The sequence below is a fragment of the Marinobacter sp. genome (genome assembly GCF_048259445.1).
Lineage (GTDB): Bacteria > Pseudomonadota > Gammaproteobacteria > Pseudomonadales > Oleiphilaceae > Marinobacter.
In genome coordinates this window covers 38,733-54,662 of sequence record NZ_JBLXHQ010000027.1, presented here as the reverse complement: position 1 = coordinate 54,662, position 15,930 = coordinate 38,733, and the positions used below count along the sequence as shown (strand labels likewise).

At 59.4% G+C, this 15,930-nt stretch carries 21 protein-coding genes; 4 read left to right on the top strand and 17 right to left on the bottom strand.

What is annotated here, in order from left to right; genetic code table 11:
* Positions 1–18 precede the first annotated feature (18 nt).
* Positions 19–5,577: an LPD38 domain-containing protein gene (locus ACN0RL_RS16665; protein WP_417518847.1), complete on the top strand. Its 5,559-nt coding sequence runs from the start codon at positions 19–21 to the stop codon at positions 5,575–5,577.
* Here the strand turns inward: ACN0RL_RS16665 and ACN0RL_RS16660 are convergent.
* From ACN0RL_RS16660 to ACN0RL_RS16585, 16 genes are all read right to left on the bottom strand, one after another.
* Positions 5,574–5,888 (bottom strand): hypothetical protein, encoded by a 315-nt coding sequence (locus ACN0RL_RS16660; RefSeq protein WP_417518845.1) that lies wholly within the window; start codon positions 5,886–5,888, stop codon positions 5,574–5,576. The genes ACN0RL_RS16665 and ACN0RL_RS16660 overlap by 4 nt on opposite strands.
* A 65-nt stretch (positions 5,889–5,953) precedes the next feature.
* A complete protein-coding gene (locus ACN0RL_RS16655; protein WP_417518843.1) occupies positions 5,954–7,141 on the bottom strand; it encodes a tyrosine-type recombinase/integrase in 1,188 nt (395 codons plus the stop codon).
* A 277-nt stretch (positions 7,142–7,418) separates the two neighbouring features.
* Positions 7,419–7,610 (bottom strand): helix-turn-helix transcriptional regulator, encoded by a 192-nt coding sequence (locus tag ACN0RL_RS16650; RefSeq protein WP_417518841.1) that lies wholly within the window; start codon positions 7,608–7,610, stop codon positions 7,419–7,421.
* Positions 7,611–7,722: 112 nt separating this feature from the next.
* On the bottom strand, positions 7,723–8,049 hold the full coding sequence (locus ACN0RL_RS16645; RefSeq protein WP_417518839.1) for a hypothetical protein: 327 nt from the start codon (positions 8,047–8,049) through the stop codon (positions 7,723–7,725).
* On the bottom strand, positions 8,042–8,398 hold the full coding sequence (locus tag ACN0RL_RS16640; RefSeq protein WP_417518837.1) for a hypothetical protein: 357 nt from the start codon (positions 8,396–8,398) through the stop codon (positions 8,042–8,044). The genes ACN0RL_RS16645 and ACN0RL_RS16640 overlap by 8 nt, the downstream gene beginning before the upstream one ends.
* A complete protein-coding gene (locus tag ACN0RL_RS16635; RefSeq protein WP_417518835.1) occupies positions 8,391–8,879 on the bottom strand; it encodes a Lar family restriction alleviation protein in 489 nt (162 codons plus the stop codon). The genes ACN0RL_RS16640 and ACN0RL_RS16635 overlap by 8 nt, the downstream gene beginning before the upstream one ends.
* Positions 8,876–9,088, bottom strand: a complete 213-nt coding sequence (locus ACN0RL_RS16630) for a crAss001_48 related protein (protein ID WP_286872086.1) — start codon at positions 9,086–9,088, stop codon at positions 8,876–8,878. Before ACN0RL_RS16630 ends, ACN0RL_RS16635 begins: the two co-directional genes overlap by 4 nt.
* Positions 9,085–9,273, bottom strand: a complete 189-nt coding sequence (locus ACN0RL_RS16625; protein WP_417518832.1) for a hypothetical protein — start codon at positions 9,271–9,273, stop codon at positions 9,085–9,087. Before ACN0RL_RS16625 ends, ACN0RL_RS16630 begins: the two co-directional genes overlap by 4 nt.
* Complete coding sequence (locus tag ACN0RL_RS16620) at positions 9,270–9,587, bottom strand: helix-turn-helix domain-containing protein (RefSeq protein ID WP_305895596.1); 318 nt, start codon at positions 9,585–9,587, stop codon at positions 9,270–9,272. The genes ACN0RL_RS16625 and ACN0RL_RS16620 overlap by 4 nt, the downstream gene beginning before the upstream one ends.
* Complete coding sequence (locus ACN0RL_RS16615; RefSeq protein ID WP_417518830.1) at positions 9,584–9,928, bottom strand: hypothetical protein; 345 nt, start codon at positions 9,926–9,928, stop codon at positions 9,584–9,586. Before ACN0RL_RS16615 ends, ACN0RL_RS16620 begins: the two co-directional genes overlap by 4 nt.
* Entirely contained in the window at positions 9,925–11,514 is a 1,590-nt protein-coding gene (locus ACN0RL_RS16610; RefSeq protein WP_417518828.1) for a YqaJ viral recombinase family protein, read from the bottom strand. Before ACN0RL_RS16610 ends, ACN0RL_RS16615 begins: the two co-directional genes overlap by 4 nt.
* Positions 11,511–12,437 carry a recombinase RecT gene (locus ACN0RL_RS16605; RefSeq protein ID WP_417518826.1) on the bottom strand — a complete coding sequence of 309 codons (927 nt, stop codon included), beginning with the start codon at positions 12,435–12,437 and terminating at the stop codon, positions 11,511–11,513. Before ACN0RL_RS16605 ends, ACN0RL_RS16610 begins: the two co-directional genes overlap by 4 nt.
* Entirely contained in the window at positions 12,434–12,718 is a 285-nt protein-coding gene (locus ACN0RL_RS16600) for a hypothetical protein (protein WP_417518824.1), read from the bottom strand. The genes ACN0RL_RS16605 and ACN0RL_RS16600 overlap by 4 nt, the downstream gene beginning before the upstream one ends.
* Entirely contained in the window at positions 12,715–13,083 is a 369-nt protein-coding gene (locus tag ACN0RL_RS16595; protein ID WP_417518822.1) for a hypothetical protein, read from the bottom strand. The genes ACN0RL_RS16600 and ACN0RL_RS16595 overlap by 4 nt, the downstream gene beginning before the upstream one ends.
* A 24-nt stretch (positions 13,084–13,107) precedes the next feature.
* The gene (locus tag ACN0RL_RS16590) at positions 13,108–13,635 is read right to left on the bottom strand and encodes a helix-turn-helix transcriptional regulator (protein ID WP_417518820.1); all 528 of its coding nucleotides are present in this window, start codon (positions 13,633–13,635) and stop codon (positions 13,108–13,110) included.
* A gap of 94 nt (positions 13,636–13,729) precedes the next feature.
* Complete coding sequence (locus tag ACN0RL_RS16585) at positions 13,730–14,014, bottom strand: hypothetical protein (protein ID WP_417518818.1); 285 nt, start codon at positions 14,012–14,014, stop codon at positions 13,730–13,732.
* A gap of 157 nt (positions 14,015–14,171) precedes the next feature.
* Between ACN0RL_RS16585 and ACN0RL_RS16580 the strand changes: the two genes are divergently transcribed.
* Positions 14,172–14,567, top strand: a complete 396-nt coding sequence (locus tag ACN0RL_RS16580) for a helix-turn-helix domain-containing protein (protein WP_417518816.1) — start codon at positions 14,172–14,174, stop codon at positions 14,565–14,567.
* Here ACN0RL_RS16580 and ACN0RL_RS16575 read toward each other — a convergent pair.
* Complete coding sequence (locus ACN0RL_RS16575) at positions 14,518–14,892, bottom strand: helix-turn-helix domain-containing protein (protein ID WP_417518814.1); 375 nt, start codon at positions 14,890–14,892, stop codon at positions 14,518–14,520. The genes ACN0RL_RS16580 and ACN0RL_RS16575 overlap by 50 nt on opposite strands.
* Positions 14,893–15,033: 141 nt before the next feature.
* Between ACN0RL_RS16575 and ACN0RL_RS16570 the strand changes: the two genes are divergently transcribed.
* A complete protein-coding gene (locus ACN0RL_RS16570; RefSeq protein ID WP_417518812.1) occupies positions 15,034–15,243 on the top strand; it encodes a hypothetical protein in 210 nt (69 codons plus the stop codon).
* A 459-nt stretch (positions 15,244–15,702) separates the two neighbouring features.
* The gene (locus ACN0RL_RS16565) at positions 15,703–15,912 is read left to right on the top strand and encodes a hypothetical protein (protein ID WP_417518810.1); all 210 of its coding nucleotides are present in this window, start codon (positions 15,703–15,705) and stop codon (positions 15,910–15,912) included.
* Positions 15,913–15,930: the final 18 nt, after the last annotated feature.

Genomic DNA, 15,930 nt, shown 5'->3' with positions numbered 1-15,930 from the left:
GCCGCACTGGAAGAAGTCGTGCTGCACGAAGTCGTGGGCCACTACGGTCTGCGCACGATGCTGGGCGCTGAACTGAAGCCGCTGCTGAACCGGGTGTATATGGCCTTTGCCAAGTCGGACAAGGCGAAAGAGATCATTCGCAACTACTACCCGAAGGGCAACTTCAGCGCCAGCAACGTCAACCACCGCCTGACCGTGGCCGAGGAACTGCTGGCGCACCTGGCCGAAACCGGCCAGCACCGCAAGCTGTGGACACGGATTGTCGCCGCCGTGCGCGACGGCCTCAGAAAACTTGGCTTTACGCTGGACATGACCGAAGCTGACCTTTTGGGCATTCTGGCAGGAGCGCAAAAGGTGGTGGAACACGGCGGCGTCTCGCGTCCGTCCGAGGCGGACAACCATTTCCGGCGCGCGTACCACGGCACGCCGCACCGGTTTGATAAGTTCTCACTGGAAGCCATCGGCACCGGCGAAGGCGCGCAAGCCTATGGCTGGGGCTTGTACTTTGCCGGCAACCGAGCGGTGGCCGACTATTACCGCCGCAACGTGACCGCCGCACAAGCCGATTACTTTGCCAACTACGAGCAGCTACCGCAGGACGTGCAAGACCTGTACTTGGAATTCTCCGAGGCCGCCGAGGCCGATCCGGACGTGCACGAAGACTACCGCGCCCGCTTTGAGGCGCTGGGCTGGACGTTTGAATACGACGCGTCGGGCGAGCCGGTTAACCTGCAAAAGCTGGACGGCGAGGGCCACCTGTACGAAGTCGAAATTCCCGACGACGGCGACTTGCTGGACTACGACAAGCGGATTTCAGAGCAGCCCGACGACGTGAAAGCGAAACTCAAGCCGATACTTGACGAGTTGGACGCTGCCAAGGAGAGCATTAACGAAATCGCCGACAGCCTGAAAGCCAAGGCGAAAGGGCGCAAGCCGACCGATCACGAAAAGAAGCTAATGAGCCAGGTTACGCAGGAGCTAAGTAAGGTCCGGCGGGCACTGGATAGCGGGGAAAACCTTTACGAAAAGGTACGGCAGTGGGCGAATGAAGCCGCTGTTGGCTGGGACAACCCCGTATTGGAGGCGCTTGAACAGCATCCCGATTGGCGCAAAGCCAAAACCTCGCACCAGTTGGCTTCGCTGTACCTTGGCAGCCTCGGCATTCCCGGCCTACGCTACCGTGACGGCGACAGTCGTACAGATGCCGCCGATGGCACCACCCACAACTATGTCATTTGGGACGAAAGCGTGGTATCGGTACAAGCGGTCAACGACGAGGTGGCGCAAGCCGAGGCCATGTTCAGCCGCACCAGGCAAACCAACACCGACGCCTTTAAGCAATGGTTCGGCAACAGTAAAGCGGTCGATGAAAATGGCGAACCACTGAAGCTGTACCACGGCACGGGCGCTCGGTTTGCAGAGTTTGACGCTGGGAAGTTGGGCGCCTTTACCGGGGCGGCCTCGGCCAAAGAGGGCTTTTTCTTCACGTCCAGTCACAGCCTGGCGTCTCAATTCCGCGAGGAAGCGCAGCGCCAAGGCATGGATTACGCCGAAATCCAGCGGCAAATTGACGCACTGAGCGACGAACGGTTTGCGGAGCTGGCCCGCACGGTGGGGCTGGAAGAAGACTTGGAAACCGATGGCCGGGAATTCGCCACCGAGCAAATGGTGGAACGACTGCAAGACGATAACGCAACCAGCTACACGGACGACCGGTTTAACATCGACCAAGACCTGAAGCGGTACATTGACCCCGCCTTGTTTGAGAAGGGCGAAATCAAAGAGGTGTACCTGAGCCTGCGCAACCCGAGGGTGGTGGAGCTTGAGCCGGATTCGGCGTTTGACGACGGGCTGATTACCCGGGAAATCGCCGCCGCTAAGAAAGCGGGCAACGATGGCCTGATTATAAAGGGTATGACCGACAGCGCCGCCATGGACGACAAAGGTAATTTGCAGGAAGCGTCCGATGTGTATGTGGCGTTCGAGGCCAGACAGATCAAATCCGCCATTGGCAACACCGGCACCTTCGACCCCGACAATGCGGACATTCGGTTCAGCCGGACGGGCCGATCCGGCAGTGGTCGCGCGCCTTGGCCTGACGCGTTCCCCAGGGTGCCGTTTGCAGCACCGCTTGGATCGGCCGACAAACACCCGGATTACGCCGCAGCAAAAGCGGGTGACGTGGAAGCTGCGCGCCGCTTGGTGGACGACGTGGTGACGGACAAGGCGATAGAGCGTGTGCGGGAGATGCTGGACGGTCGGGCGCCGGAAGTGGTGGCCGTCTTTGCTGAAGAAGCCAGTGGGCGCAACAAAATTCCGTTGGCCTACGCAGCGAAAATCGCCAAAGCACTCAATCTACCACTGAACGAATCCATCATTCAGTCGGTCCGGGCACGCCGAACGGGCACCGGGGCGGATTACCGTCTAGCCAATCATGCCGTCTTCGAGGGGGCTGTGCAGGCAGGTCAGGATTATCTTGTTGTGGACGACACCATGACCATGGGGGGTACGCTGGCGGGTCTGCGCGGTCATATCGAAGCGAACGGCGGCAACGTCGTCGGCGCCAGCACGTTGACCGGCTTTGGTCAAGACGGGCAGCTTGCACTTACCGAGAAAATGCGTCAGGATTTGTGGCGTAAACACGGAGATTCCCTGAATGACTACCTCCAAGAAGAATTTGGCTACGGCATCGACGCACTCACCCAAGGCGAAGCTGGCCACTTCCGCAAAGCCCCTTCAGTTGACCGCATCCGAGAAAGAATCTCTGCAGCGCGAACTGAGTCAGGCGGCGAAACAGCTGATGGCGTAAGCCCGTCAGCCCCGAGCTTTAGCCGTCAAGCCCAGCGTGACCCTCAATCGTTTGAGACGGCCAACGACACCCTGATTCGTCGGGCCGTCGCGCTGATTGCCGACAAGTTCACGGTGCTGAAAGGCATTCAGCAAAACATCGAGGCCGCGCACGGTGAGATTGCCGAGGATGCCAACGCCTACCAGGCGGAAGAACTGTTCCACGGTAAAGTCGAGAACGACCTGCGCCTGCTGCGTGAATCCATGATCGAGCCATTGGCCAAGAAAATGTCGGAGTACGGCGTGAGTTTGCCGTCACTGGACGAATTCTTGTACGCCATGCACGCCCCGGAGCGCAACCGAGTGATCGCCCAGCGCAACCCCAAGCTGCCGGATGGGGGCTCGGGCATGACCAACGCCGAAGCGGCCGCCATCATTAACCGAGTGGATCAGGACGGCAAGCTGGGGCAGTACAAGGAGCTGGCCGCCCAAGTCCACGCCATGCTCGCCAAGCGCCGTGAGATTTTGAACGAGAACGGCCTGCTGGACGACGATACGCGGGGGGCGTGGGAGCAGAGCTATCGCTTCTACGTGCCGCTTAAAGGTTTTGCCACCGACGAAACTCAAGACAGTTTGCCGCACGCCGGCAAGGGCTTTGCCATTTCCGGCCCTGAGTCGAAGATGGCCGCCGGCCGCAAGAGCAAGGCCGCCTCTCCTGTGGCCAACGCAGTCAGCGACTTGACCGAAGCCGTGCTGCGCCACCGCAAGAACGAAGTCGGCAACACCTTCTTGAAGCTGGTGCACGACCATCCGAACAGCGACCTGTGGCAAATCTACACCGCCGACAATCCCGAAGTGGAGCGCAAGGCGGTGAAGGTCAAAGACCCTCAAACCGGCAAGACCAAGATCGAAGTGCGCGAAACTGTCGTGCCGATGGCGATGATGCAGGACCGCTATTTCACCACCAAGGTGAACGGCGACACCTACTACATCAAGATCAGCGATCCGCGCCTGATGGTCGCCATGAAGAACCTGGGGCCGGACAACGCCGGTCTGCTGGTGCGCTCGCTGAGTGCCGTTACCCGGCTAATGTCGTCACTGAACACCAGTTACAACCCGGAGTTCGTGATCTCCAACTTCTCACGGGACATTCAAACCGCGCTGCTGAACCTGTCGTCGGAGCAGTCGGCCGAGGGCGGCAAGGCCAAAGGCAAGGCCATCGTGGCCCAAACCCTCAAGGACGTGCCGTTCGCCATTCGCGCCATCAACGCTTCACTGAAAGGCGACAAGGTGCTGACCGGGCGCAGCGGCGAGATGCAGCGAGAGTTTGACCGCTTCCGGGCGGACGGCGCGAAAACCGGCTGGTTCGATATGAAGGACGTGGACGGGCAGCGGGCCGAGCTGGAAACCATGATTGCCATGGCCAGCGGCGGGGCCACCAACATGGGCCGTCGGGCCTTCCATGCCGTCACCGATTGGGTGGAGCACACCAACTCGGCCATTGAAAACGGGGTGCGGCTGGCGGCCTACGTCAACGCCGTGCAAGCGGGCATCCCCCGCACTCGGGCGGCCTCGCTGGCCAAGAACATGACGGTCAACTTTAACCGTCGCGGCGAACTGGGCACCACCATGAACGCGCTGTATATGTTCGCCAACGCCTCCGTGCAGGGCACTGCGAACTTTGTCCGCACCTTGGGCCGACTGAACGGCCAGAAGGGCGACAAGCTGTGGAGCCGCTTTAACACCGCGCAGAAGATTGCGGCGGGCATGGCGGTCGGCGGCTTCGCGCTGTCCATGCTGAACCGGCTGGTGGCTGGCGAGGACGACGACGGCGAAAACTGGTGGGATAAGGTGCCGGACTACGTGAAAGAGCGCAACATCGTCATTATGAAGTCGCTGTACGGCGGTGAGCCGGGCGAATACTGGACGATTCCGCTGCCTTACGGGTACAACATTTTCCCACTGGCTGGCTTGAGCCTGGAGCACTTAGCGTTCAGCAGTCAGTCGGCAGGCAAGATCGCCACCAACCTGACGTTGGGTGCGCTCGGCAGCTTCTCCCCGATTGGCTTTGAAGACTCGGACGAGCTGCACGGCCTGATCGGCAAGAACATCGCGCCAACGGTGCTGAAGCCGATTGTGTCCATCGGCATGAACGAAAACTTCATGGGCGGGCCGCTCTACAAAGAGAACTTCCCGTTCGGTACGCCGAAGCCGGACAGCGCCCTATCGTTCCGCAGCACTCCGCAGTTCTACAAAGAGCTGGCGAAAGGGCTGAACAGCGCCACCGGTGGCAGCGATTACCGCAGCGGCGCCGTGGACCTGAGCCCGGACGTAATGGATTATCTGGTGGGCTACTACGGCGGCGGCGCGTATGACTTCTTCACCAACCGCACGCCCAACTTTGCGACCAAGTGGTTGCAAGGGGTGGAGCTGGAGGAACGCGAAGTGCCGTTTCTTCGCAAGCTCCACGGCCGGGTGCTGCCGTATGAAGATCAGTCGAAGTTCTACGACCGGCGGGACGAAATCAACCAGCTGAAAGCGGAGAGGAACGCCCTGACCGGGCCGGAGCGCGTGCGGTTCCTGCGGGATCACGGCAACAAGCTGCGACTGGACGGAGTAATGAAGGCGACCGAAAAGCGCCTGCAACTCTTGCGCAAGAAGCGCGACCGCATCGAGGCTCAAGGCGACCTGAGCGCGGCCGAGAAAGACGCCAAACTGCAAGAAGTCGAGCAGTTAATGAAGCGGGCGTTTGATCAGTTCAACAAGCGGTACAGCCAGCTGGACGACTAACGCTCCCGCCAGGCGCGCACCAGCGTCACCCGAAGGTCCTCAATCTTACCCAGCAGGCCAAGGACGGCCAGCGGGTACAGTCCGCACATAAGCCAAACCCCGGAGGCCATGACCACCGGCCAATCGGCCACCCCGCCGATCAACGTAATGGCCATCCCTCGCAAGAAGTAATACCCGCACCAGTCCATCCAGCCCATCTCCATGTGATAGCCCTTCGGCCGCAATTTGCGCCAGACCGGAAAGGCCACAATCAACACCGCCGACAGCAGTATGCTGTACCAAAAATCCTGATGAGCCCCTAACCAGAACATCGCTCTACCTCGTCCGATGAAAGTTTGAGCATAGCACGCGCCGGAATACCGCGAGCATCCCCCGATCAGGGGGCGCTGGGTGAGAGCGAGTACACGTAATCGGCCCAGGCTTGCATGAGCTTAATGCGCTGGGGCAAGTATACGGCGTGGTTGTACGCGGCGTCGGTTGCGCTCTTTTTCGCGTGCGCCAACTGAACGTCAACGTGCGCCGGATCAAACCCCAACTCATGCAAGTGGGTGGTGGCCGTGGCCCGGAAGTCGTGCCCGGTCAGCTCGCCCGTTTCAAAGCCCATGATTTCCAGCGCCCGATTGACGGTGCGTGCACTCATGGCGGCCTCGGGGCGGCGCTGGTTCGGAAACAGGTATCGACCGCGCCCAGTCAGTGTGTGCAGCTCTCTCAGCAGTTGCACGGCTTGCGTGGCCAGCGGGACCAGGTGGACGCGCCGCTTCTTCATTTTTTCGCCCGGGATTTTCCAGATGGCCGTGTCAAAATCGAATTCGCGCCACTCGGCCTGACGCATTTCGGCGGTGCGCACAAAGGTGAGCATTAGCAGCTCCACACAAATGGCCGTGGCCCGGCGACCGCTGTAGGTGCGCAGTCGCGGCAACAGGTCGGCAATGCCATCGGACGGCAACGGCTTGGCGTGGTTCACTTCGTTTTTCTGCAGCGCGCCTTTCAGCGGAGCCGACGGGTCTAAGTCGGCTCGAGTCGTGGCGACCGCGTACCGGAACACTTGGCCGCACCAGCTCCGCACCGTTAACGCGTGCGCCGTGGCCCCGCGCTGATCCATGGCGTTCAGGATACTGAGAATGTGGGCACTGTTGACCGAGCGAATGGGCAACCGGCCAATCGACGGAAACACGTTCAGCTCCATCGCCCGGATGAATTGATCGGTGTAGACCTTCGACCACTTGCGCGACTTCTTCTTGGCATACTCCCGGGTAATGTCCTCAAAGGTTTGCGCGCCTTGGTACACCACCTTGGCCCGCTCGGACTGCCGCACCACGGACGGGTGGATGCCCCGCTTGACCAATGCTCGCGCTTCGTCCCTCGCCGCCCGAGCGTCGGCCAGTCCCAGCTCCGGGTACGCGCCGAGGGCGAAGGTATTTTCCTTGCCCGCAATCCGGTAGCGGTAGCGCCACAGCTTCGAGCCGTTGGGGCGCACCAATAAAAACAGGCCGTTAGCATCGGTCAGCTTGAGCGGCTTGTCGGTGGCCTTGGCTTTTCGGATGGACACGTCGGTGAGTGCCATGATTTTCCTCGTTTTTTACGCTCGAAAGCGTACCCCCTTTTGTACCCGCTTTTTCCCCGAATAAGGGCGATTTTAGGCGGATTGTGACGGACAAGGATAACGCGCAAAACTCAGTCGTGACAAGGGCTGACGGACAATTACGGACGATAGCGAATAGTCATGCCAAACAATAAACCTCTTTGGCATTTCGAGCTGCAGCCCTTGTCGTTGCTGGGGTGAGGGTATCGGGTACGTGGTTTGTACCCGCTTATGTACCCGCTTTTTCGTTTGCTTGAACTCAGCCCGCTTTCCGGTGGCTGGCGACAGCGGCCGCGATCCACGCGTCCACTTCCGACTCCACCCAGCGGGACGCGTTACCGAGTTTGATGGGGTGCGGGAATTCGTCTCGGCTGATTTTGTCATAAATCGCCGTCCGACGTAATCCTACCCGGTTCATTACTTCTGACATTCGTAACAATCGCTCGCTCATTTTCTCGCTCTCCGCTTGTAATACCAAACCCCACGTTCAATCCGCACTTTGTAACCCTGCTCGATCAGCGCCTTTGCCTTGCGCTCATTGCAGCGATACCAGGCACGCTTGCTCACGCCTCTTCCTCCCGTTCCTCCGCGCACGTTTCGCAATGCCCGGAGCTATCTAGCTCGTCATGCCATAGATCGCAGCCCTTACAGGCTGGCGGGCTCTCAATGACATGAGGGGTACGGGCGGCCAGCTTCAGTTTGTCAGCGGCATTCGCTTTCAGCCACTCGTCGTGCCTAATGCGATAGCCTCTGACTTCGGTGTACTCGCAGCCGCTCCAGTCCCGCACCACTGGGTAGGCCAGCTTCTTCGCCACTTTGAAGCTCGGCGCGAACACCAGCACGGCCCCATCAATCGGCTCACCATTGTGGAAACTGTATGCGTTAAGCATGCTCACCTCCCGCCTTCTCGGCTTCGTCGGCTTGCTTGCGGAATACTTCAGACAGCATGTATTCGATCCTGTCTGCGGACTCATACAAATCGTTGTAACTGCATATCTGATTGCCAACGTCGCGGATGATTTCTCGCAAGTCGCCATCAATCCAGCCGATGGCGTGCTTGACGCTTCCCTCCAGCTCCGCCACCCGCGCCTCGGCTTGTTTGAGCTTCTCAGCCATGAGACACAACCTTTCTGCGTCCGCCGCACTAATGGTCACTTTGGGCATCCCTACCCGCATCCCGCCTTTATTTCTGGCCTCGTTGATAGACCGTCGAACCCGACTTATTACTGGATCACTCATCGCCAGAGCCCTCCTGCTTGGGTGGTTGTGGGTGCGCGCAACCCGTTTCCGAGCACGTTCGGCAGACCTGAATGGCCGGGCAGTCTATCGGGCCAGTTACGTGACGGCCTTTGCCTTTACATCGCGGACAGATAGACTCCGGCTCCGCATCACCCTGAGCGCGGGCGGCTTCACCCCAGCTATCCAGCCACATCACTCGCCCATGCTCATCCACAGCAGCCAGTTTCTCGCCTTTGCGCACCAGCACCCCGCAAACATCGCCGCCCAGTTGGCGGACCTTGGATTCTGCGATTCGTTTCATTTTGTCCTGGCCGAAGCGGCGGCTATTCCAGTTGCTTGCCGCGTCATCTTGGTCAAATTCGTATGAATGGTTCGCTGAAAAGTTGACATTGCACTCCTGGCACTCAACATACGGATACTGGTCGCCCATCATTTCAGCTTCGCCGCCGCAGAATGGGCAGGGTTTTAGTTCGATGCTCATTTCGCACGCTCCGGTGTCATAAGGTCCGCGATCCGCAACTTCAAAATCCCAAGGTAGGTTTGCATTGCGTGGTACTGAGCAACCAGCATTTCACGCTGGAAATCCGGCAATTCCTCATGCCTCCGGGACGAAATGAATTTGCATAGCTTTTCCGTCTTTGCTTCGAGTGCATCACGCTCACGATGCAATCTCTGGATAACGTCAATCACACCTCACCCCCAATCTGCTTAATCTCCCCATTCACCACGGCGTAGGTTTTCGGCTCGTCCTCGCGCCGGTTCACGGCCCGGCAGTCTTTGTCGGTCGCCGCCCGGATGGCCTCGGGATTGTTAATCACCCGCCGATCCTCGGGCGAAAGGAATATCGCGGCAAAGTCTTGGTTAAAGCGGTTCATGCGGCAGCTCTCCATGATTTGGTCAGCCATTGAGTTTTTGGGTCGCTCGGCACAACAAGCGGGGCGACAACGGGCTTCGGCTTCTCTTTCCGCCGGTACGGTCGCGGCCCCGGCTTTGGCCCGCCGCCCGCACCTTGGCGGCTGGGTATGTTCTGTTCCAGCCACGATTCTAGAAGCTCACGCTTACACGCGCGCCAGAGTGTCGGGCGGGTAATGCCCAATGCCTTGGCGGCGTCGTCTCGACTGCCGCCGTTTTCGGCGACGCTCACCAGCGTTTTGAAGCGCTCCGGGGTGAGGGTGAATTTCTTGCTCATGCGGCAGCTCTCCATTTCATCGTGGCCGCTTTGACGTGCGGCAAAGTGCGGTCTACGTTCAGCGGCAGGTGCGCCACCTGCTCGGGCTTGAGCCAGTGGATTTCGCCGCCATCGACTTTCGAGCGCTGATCCTGACCGGCGTAGGGACTGCCTGCGAAGCCTTGCTTCTTCGGAATGTGCTCGTCCAGCCAGGACATTAGGTTTTCCCGCTTGCACACGGCCAGCAACGTGGTGCGGGTAATGCCGAGCGCCTTGAAGGCGTCCGCTCGACTGCCTCCTTGCTCGGCAATCTTCACCAGCTTCCGAAAGCGGGCCGGGGTCATTTTGTAGGGCTTGCTCATGCGGCCTCCTGCACGTCGATCTGTTGCAGCCAGCCGATCACGGTGGCGCGGTCTGCACTGTAGTGCTGGCACAGCACGGCAATGAGTTCGTTGGCGGACGGGGTGCGCGCCGGTGCAGGTGATTTAACAGTTTCGCCGCCCTGGCTGGCCACGTACTGCTCGGATTCCTCAGAATTGATCTGCTTAACAACCTTGGCGGCGCTTTTCTGCTGCGCCATCTGTTCAGCCTCGCGCCGTGCCGCTTCCTCGGCTTCACGCTTGGCTTTCGCTTCCTGTTCTGCCCAGTAGTCGGCAATGCGCACCTTCACCACTGCGGCAAAGTCATCGGCGGGCTTCATGCAGATTTGGCCAAAGTCACGGAACAGGAACTTGTAGTCGGCAGCGTGTTCGTTTGACTGCTGAATGTTGCCCCGGATCAGCTCGGCGGTTTCGTTGGCCTCGATCTTGGCGCGGGCCAGCTCGTCGTCACAGGCGGATTGCAGGCTGCTGATGGTTTTCTTGCCCTTCATAGCCCCGGCAAAGTCGGCGTTGCTGACGGACAGGGTGATGGGCAGGCCACCGGCTTCGCGCTCCAACGATTGTTCCAGCTCCCCGAGGTGCTTTTGCCACGCCTCACGGGCGGCGGTCAGGATGGCCAGCTTGCGCGCTTCTTTCTGCTCCTTTACCGCCTTATCCAGTTTCAGGCGCAACTGCCGGGTTTCCTCGCTGATCCGGTCAATGGTTTTCACCACCTCGTCAACGGTCTGCATCTGGCCCAGCACGTTTTCCTTGGCACCGGCCAGGCGCTTCTCTACGTCCTTGCAGAATTTCACCGCCTTCTCGGCATCGGCAAAGTCTTGGTCGCTCTGCAAGTCGGTGTTGATGCTGGTCAGAGCGGCTCGTGCGCTGGCCTCAAACTCTTTCAGGTTGGAGGCGGTGACCATGCCTTGCACCTGAACGGACAGAGCAGGGAGGGCGTCAGGGGCTTTGCCTTCGGCTTTGGGCTGCTCGGACTCCGGCGCTTCGTATTCAGTCAGGTCTTTGGCGAACTGCGCCCATCCAGACTCAACCGGCTTGAACCGGGATTCATCCCGCTCAATCCACAGGTGCTTGCAGCTTTCCTCGGTACCGTCAGAGGCGGTAAACAGAATCCGCTCGGCACCGGACAATGCGAATTGCTGGTCTAGCTGAATGCGGTAATGCTCGTCCAGTTCGCCCGCGTCGATCTGCGCTGCTAGTGACTGGTTCAGCATTTTGTGTTCCCAGCCAATGTCGCCCAGCATGGTCAGGCCGTCCATCGACGCCAGAAAGCCGCCCTCGGCATCGTCTAGCACCACCGGGAACAGCTCTTCGCCAATGAGCTTTTCGGCAATCGGGCGGGCGGCAGCTTCCGCCCTATGACCGTCGTCAAAGATGCGCTGGGTGTGCGCGTCCACCTCGGGCACCAGACCGGTGGCTTTCTGCTTGAGCAGATCGTTACGGCTCTGGTACTTCGACTTGCCCATCATGGCCGGGGCTTCGCTGGCCGTGAACCGCTTGGCGCGCAATTCGAGCCATTCCGGTGAGCCCTGAATCAGATTAACGATTTTGCCTTGTGAAAATTTCATGCTTCTTCTCCTTGTGCAGCCAGCGCAATGATCTGTAGGCGCTGTTCGTCGGTCAGCACCGCGGCGCTTTCCACGGTGTCGATCACTTCTTGTGGGGTTTTTCTGCCGGCTTGAATGATCTGCTTCCACTTCGGCAGATTGGTGTCGAACCGGTCAGCGGGGTAATGTTCAAGCGCCGGGCGGGCTTCCTGTTTCGACTCCGGCGTTACGTCGCGCTCTTTCCGGTTGTTAAAGTCATACATCCAGTTGTCGTGCCCGAGCATTTCCATGATCTCGCTGCTGTTCGGCAGACGGCGAGCCAGACGGTGCAGGGCAGACTTCAGTGCCATGCGGTCGAACCAATCTTTCCATGGCCCAGCCCCGCTGGTTTTGCTGGACTCGCGGACACGGTTCACGTCGTCCATGGTCATAGGCTCCACAATCACGTCGCCGGCTTTCATCTTGGCCATGGCGTACACCAGAATCATCGGGCCGCGCTCGCCAGTGAACAGGGGGCGGTGTTTGAGGTGTTCGCCGTGTTCGTCCACCCAATAATCAAACTGGTCGTTCTGGTACACCGCGCGAGCGGTAATCAGCGCCACCTCGCCCGACTGACGGGCGCGCTTCAGCACGCCGTCAACCATGGGCATGTACTGAATCTTTTTGATCCACTCGTCTCTCCCGTTGACCTTTTGCTTGGCATTGAACTCAACCAAGGCGGCCTCGCGGTTGTCCGGCACCAAGCCGTCGGCGGCGCACCGCTGCAGGCTGGTGAACAGGCTTTGACGGTCAGCGTTCAGCAATGAAGGGTTGCCTTGAATCGCCATCATGGCGGTCTTGATGAATCTATCGACCGACAGGTGGTCCGGCAGCACCGACTTCAGGGCATCGCTTTGCGCTTGCAGGTCGTGCTGAAATTGGCTAACAGGGGTAAGAGCGTTCATCCTAGTTCTCCCTCGCCGCCGCACACATGGCAGCGGCTATCAAATATCGGTCCCATGCCAGAGCCCTCGCAGCTCCAACACTGACCAGGCTCATTCTCTTTGGCGCGCTCTTCGATCACGTCCGCCTGGCGGGTGGCCTCGGTGGCCAGCTCGCGCACGTCGTCCAGGTTGTCGAAGAACAGCTCGATTTGATTGCCGTCGCGGTCTTTCAACGAGAGCTGAATGCTGTCCTCGTCAAAATCGGCGGACTCGAACGTGGTGCCGTGGGCGTAGAGTTTCATGCTACCGCCCTCCGGCTCTGTTCCATCGTGTACTCCGCGTCCTCGTGCAACTTGGCCAGCCCGATGAGTTGTTCCACGGCACGAGCCTTGAGGTTAATCAGGCGCTTCACGCCTTCGGCCTCTCCGAGCGTTATCATCATCACGGCGATGTTGAAGTCGTCACTGTCCAGCTCGATCATCTGGTCAATCACGGTGTCGCGGTCGTACACAGTCTTCACCACCCGGAAGTCTTCGCGGTATTCCAGTGCGTAGTAGCCACCGGCCCGCAATTCCTCGCGCATGGCGTCGGTGTTGCGCTCAATCAGCCGCTCTAGGTCGGCGGCGTCGTCGAGTTGCTTCTGGTGTTGTGCAGCGCTTGGTTTCATGGTCGTTCCCCCTTGGCGTCGGCGTTAGGCCGCCGCCTGCAATGTGGCGCGCACCCGGTCGGTGTACTGCGCCAGTCGGCATTGATTGTCGAAATCCGTCCGCACGGCTTTTTGGCGCCACAGCGCAGGTACGTCGTAGAACGCCCCTTCGCCCGGCCCGGGGCCGAAAAAGCGGGCGTCAATCACCCCCGGTGTTCCGGTGCGCGACGGCTGACTACGCAGGCGGGCTTGAGTGCAGTGAAACAGTTCGGTCAGGTAATCCATGGTGTCGTGATCCTTATGCAATCGACTGAAACGTGGGGTTCCGTCCAGCGTCAGCCAGCCGCGCGCCACCAGCGTCAATACAAACTCGCACTGGTTGCTGGCGCCGACTTTGGCTTTCGCCGCCGTCCGTTGGCTTTTGCAGGTTTCTGGACTGACGGCCCGCAACTTCGCGGACTGTTTGGTGGATCGGCCCAGGCAAATCGCGGCCGCTTCGATTTCTTCTTTCGGTGACAACTGGCCGTCCGAATCAATCGTGAGCAGGTGAGTATCGTATGGCTCGCGGTGCATGAGAGTTCCCCTTTGTGGGTGGTACAGCTAGCACTGTAGTACTAGCTGAAAGGGGAGTCAAGTAGTTTAAGACTAGTCTGACGAAAAAATACGGTCAGCGGCGGACGTTGGCGGTTGCGCGACTTTTGTCGGGCAGTTCAACAATCATGAGGGAATCGGCTTGTGCGGCTTCCATCTGTTCGCAGATTGGGTAAAGATGGTCCAGGTTGCGCTCGGCCAGCATTCTGGCCAGCGTGAGCTTGTCGTCGGAAGCCAGGTTGCGCTCGTCGGACAGGAATTTCAGCAGGATTTCCAGATCGAAGGCAAAGCTTTGCCAGCGGGCCAGGTCGCTGGCTGGGACGAGGTAGTGGGGTTCGCTTGCAGGTTTGGGTTGAGGCATCAGACTCTCCGTCGCGTAAAGTGCGTTCCGTTGTCGCACGTCGAGCTAGACTGTCATTATTGTGGTCATGTCTAGCCGGTAAATGACGAGATTAGATCAGCATGTGATCAATAACAAGTGTAAAACCGTCCAATTTATAAAAATCTGAGATAAACGTATGGCCGTCTTAAATCAACACCTGTTTGTGGATCGACTGAAAGAGTGCATCAGCGCGTCAGAGTGGTCGCGCGAGGCGCTGGCGCAGGAGCTGGGAGTGTCCATGGCGACGCTGGGGCGCTGGCTCACGCAAGGCAAGACGTTCCAATACCCGTCGCTGCCGCAATTCGTCGAGCTGTGCGACCGGCTCGGGGTGTCGCAACAGTACATCACGCTGGGAGTGGGCGGCATGTGCGGGCCGCACGACGGGCGTTATCGTGAAATGTACCGGCGTTACGTTGAAGACCTGGAGATGGCGCGAGCGGTACACTTGCTGGCGGCGCTGTCGCCCGAGGTCTTGCGGGACGTTACATCGGTTCTGGCTCATTTGCCGCCGGCACCACCGACAACTGAGTAAAATCCGCAATCAAATCCTGAATGCGCTTCTGGTACGCATGATCCAGGCGCGCAAACTGCACCATCATATCGCTGACCCGTCCGTTCGCCAGCGCTTCGTCCGGCAAGTTGTCAATCAACAGCAAAGCCGGGTGCACACCAAAGTACCGGGCAATCTTATCGAGACTTTCCGCACGCACTGAGCCGGCTTCGCCGTCGCGCTCAATGTTGCTCATGGTTTTTTGGCTGATGATGGAGCTTCGGCCGACCTCGGCCTGACTGACGCCGCGCAGCGCTCGCAGCCGCCTCACGTTCCGCCCAATCACCACCTCAATTCGTGGGCTCATTGTACTTTCCTCAGTGATTTCAGTGCCTGACAACACCTCTCCATTTTAAGTTATGAGGTTAGTATTGTTGTGCTAGAATGTGCTTGACGATCCTAGCAGCATACTACTAGACTGGATGCCATGACGACACCGATACCGACTTTGAAAGATCGCACCATCGCCAGCCTGAAAATCGCCAAGGGCCAGTGGCCCGCCATCCAGCGCGAAACTCGGGTGTCCTATTCCTGGCTCTGCAAATTGGCCCAAGGTCAGTTTGCCGACGCGTCCTCCGACAAGATCGAGCGCGTCTATCGCGCCCTGGTTCGTCGGGGGTTGGCCGAGCCGCAAGTGGACTTCAGCGACTGTGCTTAGTGTGAACTCAGTATGCGCAATGCGCATACATTGCGCCATCACCCGAGCGGGGGGTGGCTGGACATACAGCAGTCGCGCGAGCCGGAGCGCGTTTAGAAGCCGGCGGGTTCAGCGGTCTATTGCCCTTCATTGCAACCGGGGGTTTGGGTTCCCGGCCATAGAGTCAAAGCCGCAGCACGCGCCAAAGGTCCCGCTCTCGCCGCTGTACCGCGAGGTTCCCGCCGCCCAGGTGAGCGTGTGGAGTGACTGCCCTAAGCAGTCAGTATCTGGATGCCCTTTGCACGGAGCAGGCTCTAACCACTGAGCATGTAGCCGTGACCACAGAGAGCATCGCAGATGCGGTGAATTGAATGGTGAGAACATCCCGTCGTGACGTGTAGAGCCGGGTAATACCGGGAGTGCCATTCAATACCGGGGATCACGACCGGGCGCCGCAGCTTTCAACCAAGAGGGTGGACTATGACACGGTTTGGATCATCAGAGTATTTCGAGCGTTTGGACCAACAAGTACAAGCGCACCTCGCGCCGCAGGTGGTGGCGGGGGCATTGTCGGCCAACCAAGTGCAAGAAGCGCGGGCGCTGGCGCAGTACCGGGCACAAAAGAAGGTGCGCAAGTTCTACGGACAGACCAGCAAGTACGACGGGCAGGGGCGCCTGAAAGCGAACTGACGGGCAAAAAAAGCCCCG

Coding starts and splice junctions, on each gene's coding strand:
- ACN0RL_RS16660 (WP_417518845.1), bottom strand. CDS start 5,888: ATGTTCTGGTTAGGGGCTCATCAGGATTTTTGGTACAGCATACTGCTG.
- ACN0RL_RS16655 (WP_417518843.1), bottom strand. CDS start 7,141: ATGGCACTCACCGACGTGTCCATCCGAAAAGCCAAGGCCACCGACAAG.
- ACN0RL_RS16650 (WP_417518841.1), bottom strand. CDS start 7,610: ATGAGCGAGCGATTGTTACGAATGTCAGAAGTAATGAACCGGGTAGGA.
- ACN0RL_RS16645 (WP_417518839.1), bottom strand. CDS start 8,049: ATGCTTAACGCATACAGTTTCCACAATGGTGAGCCGATTGATGGGGCC.
- ACN0RL_RS16640 (WP_417518837.1), bottom strand. CDS start 8,398: ATGAGTGATCCAGTAATAAGTCGGGTTCGACGGTCTATCAACGAGGCC.
- ACN0RL_RS16635 (WP_417518835.1), bottom strand. CDS start 8,879: ATGAGCATCGAACTAAAACCCTGCCCATTCTGCGGCGGCGAAGCTGAA.
- ACN0RL_RS16625 (WP_417518832.1), bottom strand. CDS start 9,273: ATGAACCGCTTTAACCAAGACTTTGCCGCGATATTCCTTTCGCCCGAG.
- ACN0RL_RS16620 (WP_305895596.1), bottom strand. CDS start 9,587: ATGAGCAAGAAATTCACCCTCACCCCGGAGCGCTTCAAAACGCTGGTG.
- ACN0RL_RS16615 (WP_417518830.1), bottom strand. CDS start 9,928: ATGAGCAAGCCCTACAAAATGACCCCGGCCCGCTTTCGGAAGCTGGTG.
- ACN0RL_RS16610 (WP_417518828.1), bottom strand. CDS start 11,514: ATGAAATTTTCACAAGGCAAAATCGTTAATCTGATTCAGGGCTCACCG.
- ACN0RL_RS16605 (WP_417518826.1), bottom strand. CDS start 12,437: ATGAACGCTCTTACCCCTGTTAGCCAATTTCAGCACGACCTGCAAGCG.
- ACN0RL_RS16600 (WP_417518824.1), bottom strand. CDS start 12,718: ATGAAACTCTACGCCCACGGCACCACGTTCGAGTCCGCCGATTTTGAC.
- ACN0RL_RS16595 (WP_417518822.1), bottom strand. CDS start 13,083: ATGAAACCAAGCGCTGCACAACACCAGAAGCAACTCGACGACGCCGCC.
- ACN0RL_RS16590 (WP_417518820.1), bottom strand. CDS start 13,635: ATGCACCGCGAGCCATACGATACTCACCTGCTCACGATTGATTCGGAC.
- ACN0RL_RS16585 (WP_417518818.1), bottom strand. CDS start 14,014: ATGCCTCAACCCAAACCTGCAAGCGAACCCCACTACCTCGTCCCAGCC.
- ACN0RL_RS16580 (WP_417518816.1), top strand. CDS start 14,172: ATGGCCGTCTTAAATCAACACCTGTTTGTGGATCGACTGAAAGAGTGC.
- ACN0RL_RS16575 (WP_417518814.1), bottom strand. CDS start 14,892: ATGAGCCCACGAATTGAGGTGGTGATTGGGCGGAACGTGAGGCGGCTG.
- ACN0RL_RS16565 (WP_417518810.1), top strand. CDS start 15,703: ATGACACGGTTTGGATCATCAGAGTATTTCGAGCGTTTGGACCAACAA.